Source organism: Salinibacterium sp. SWN1162, from assembly GCF_015864675.1.
Classification (GTDB): Bacteria; Actinomycetota; Actinomycetes; order Actinomycetales; family Microbacteriaceae; genus Rhodoglobus.
Genome location: NZ_JADYWT010000006.1, coordinates 1 through 2,643 on the forward strand (window position 1 = coordinate 1; position 2,643 = coordinate 2,643).

Below are 2,643 nucleotides of genomic sequence, written 5' to 3' on the forward strand. Positions count from 1 at the left end.
GAAATAGTACCTGAAACCGTTTGCTTACAAACCGTTGGAGCAGCCTTAGTAGCTGTGACAGCGTGCCTTTTGAAGAATGAGCCTGCGAGTTAGTGATCAGTGGCGAGGTTAACCCGTGTGGGGCAGCCGTAGCGAAAGCGAGTCTTAATAGGGCGTTTTAGTCGCTGGTTCTAGACCCGAAGCGAAGTGATCTATCCATGGCCAGGTTGAAGCGCGTGTAAGAGCGCGTGGAGGACCGAACCCACTTAGGTTGAAAACTGAGGGGATGAGCTGTGGATAGGGGTGAAAGGCCAATCAAACTTCGTGATAGCTGGTTCTCTCCGAAATGCATTTAGGTGCAGCGTTGCGTGTTTCTTGCCGGAGGTAGAGCTACTGGATAGCTGATGGGCCCTAAAAGGTTACTGACGTTAGCCAAACTCCGAATGCCGGTAAGTGAGAGCGCAGCAGTGAGACGGTGGGGGATAAGCTTCATCGTCGAGAGGGAAACAACCCAGACTACCAACTAAGGTCCCCAAGCGTGTGCTAAGTGGGAAAGGATGTGGAGTTGCATAGACAACCAGGAGGTTGGCTTAGAAGCAGCCACCCTTGAAAGAGTGCGTAATAGCTCACTGGTCAAGTGATTCCGCGCCGACAATGTAACGGGGCTCAAGCACACCACCGAAGTTGTAGATTTCGTATTTTAGGTAAGCCTTCGTGGTTCAGCCGTACGGAGTGGTAGGAGAGCGTCGTGTGGGCAGTGAAGCGGCGGTGTAAACCAGCCGTGGAGCCTACACGAGTGAGAATGCAGGCATGAGTAGCGAAAGACGGGCGAGAAACCCGTCCTCCGAATGATCAAGGGTTCCAGGGCCAGGCTAATCCGCCCTGGGTAAGTCGGGACCTAAGGCGAGGCCGACAGGCGTAGTCGATGGACAACGGGTTGATATTCCCGTACTGACGAAGAACCGCCCAAACTAATCCAGTAATGCTAAGTATCTGAATCCCCTAGATGGATCCCTTCGGGGTGAAGCGTGGGGCCTAGCGTACGACCCTATGCTGGTGCGGTTAGCGTATTAACAGGTGTGACGCAGGAAGGTAGCTGAGCCGGGCGATGGTTGTCCCGGTCTAAGAATGTAGGCCGAGAGATAGGCAAATCCGTCTCTCACTAAGGCTGAGACTCGATGGGTAGTCCTCACGGACGAAATCAGTGATCCTATGCTGCCAAGAAAAGCATCGACGCGAGGTTCAAGTTACCCGTACCCCAAACCGACTCAGGTGATCAGGTAGAGAATACTAAGGAGATCGAGAGAATCGTGGTTAAGGAACTCGGCAAAATGCCCCCGTAACTTCGGGATAAGGGGGGCCTAAGGCGTGAACGGACTTGCTCCGGGAGCGCTGCAGGGCCGCAGAGACCAGTGGGAAGCGACTGTTTACTAAAAACACAGGTCCGTGCTAAGTCGCAAGACGATGTATACGGACTGACGCCTGCCCGGTGCTGGAAGGTTAAGAGGAACGGTTAGCCGTAAGGCGAAGCTGTGAATTTAAGCCCCAGTAAACGGCGGTGGTAACTATAACCATCCTAAGGTAGCGAAATTCCTTGTCGGGTAAGTTCCGACCTGCACGAATGGCGTAACGACTTCCCAGCTGTCTCAACCGCGAACTCGGCGAAATTGCACTACGAGTAAAGATGCTCGTTACGCGCAGAAGGACGGAAAGACCCCGTGACCTTTACTATAGCTTTGTATTGGTGTTCGGTGTGGCCTGTGTAGGATAGGTGGGAGACTGTGAAGCTTGGACGCTAGTTCAGGTGGAGTCATTGTTGAAATACCACTCTGGTCATATTGGATATCTAACTTCGGACCGTAATCCGGTTCAGGGACAGTGCATGGTGGGTAGTTTAACTGGGGCGGTTGCCTCCCAAAAAGTAACGGAGGCGCCCAAAGGTTCCCTCAACCTGGTTGGTAATCAGGTGTCGAGTGTAAGTGCACAAGGGAGCTTGACTGTGAGACTGACAAGTCGAGCAGGGACGAAAGTCGGGACTAGTGATCCGGCAGTGGCTTGTGGAAGCGCTGTCGCTCAACGGATAAAAGGTACCTCGGGGATAACAGGCTGATCTTGCCCAAGAGTCCATATCGACGGCATGGTTTGGCACCTCGATGTCGGCTCGTCGCATCCTGGGGCTGGAGTAGGTCCCAAGGGTTGGGCTGTTCGCCCATTAAAGCGGTACGCGAGCTGGGTTTAGAACGTCGTGAGACAGTTCGGTCCCTATCCTCTGCGCGCGCAGGAAATTTGAGAAGATCTATCCCTAGTACGAGAGGACCGGGATGGACGAACCTCTGGTGTGTCAGTTGTTCCGCCAGGAGCACCGCTGATTAGCTACGTTCGGAATGGATAACCGCTGAAAGCATCTAAGCGGGAAGCCAGCTTCAAGATGAGATTTCCATGGCCTTAGGGCTGAGAGACTCGCAGCTAGACTACTGCGTTGATAGGCTGGATGTGGAAGCAGGGACTAAAGACCTGTGGAGCTGACCAGTACTAATATGTCGACAAATTGATAACACCCCACCTCACTGACATCTTCGGATGTGAATGGTGACTGAGAAGAATTCTCGCGTCCACTTTGTGGTTCCCGATTTACGGTCGGGAACTGCGCCCAGCTAACACAGC

1 rRNA gene is annotated in these 2,643 nt (G+C 53.3%); it reads left to right on the top strand.

Annotated elements, in window-relative coordinates:
• A 23S ribosomal RNA gene (locus I6E58_RS14100) occupies nucleotides 1-2,535 on the top strand; the annotation flags it as partial.
• Nucleotides 2,536-2,643: the final 108 nt, after the last annotated feature.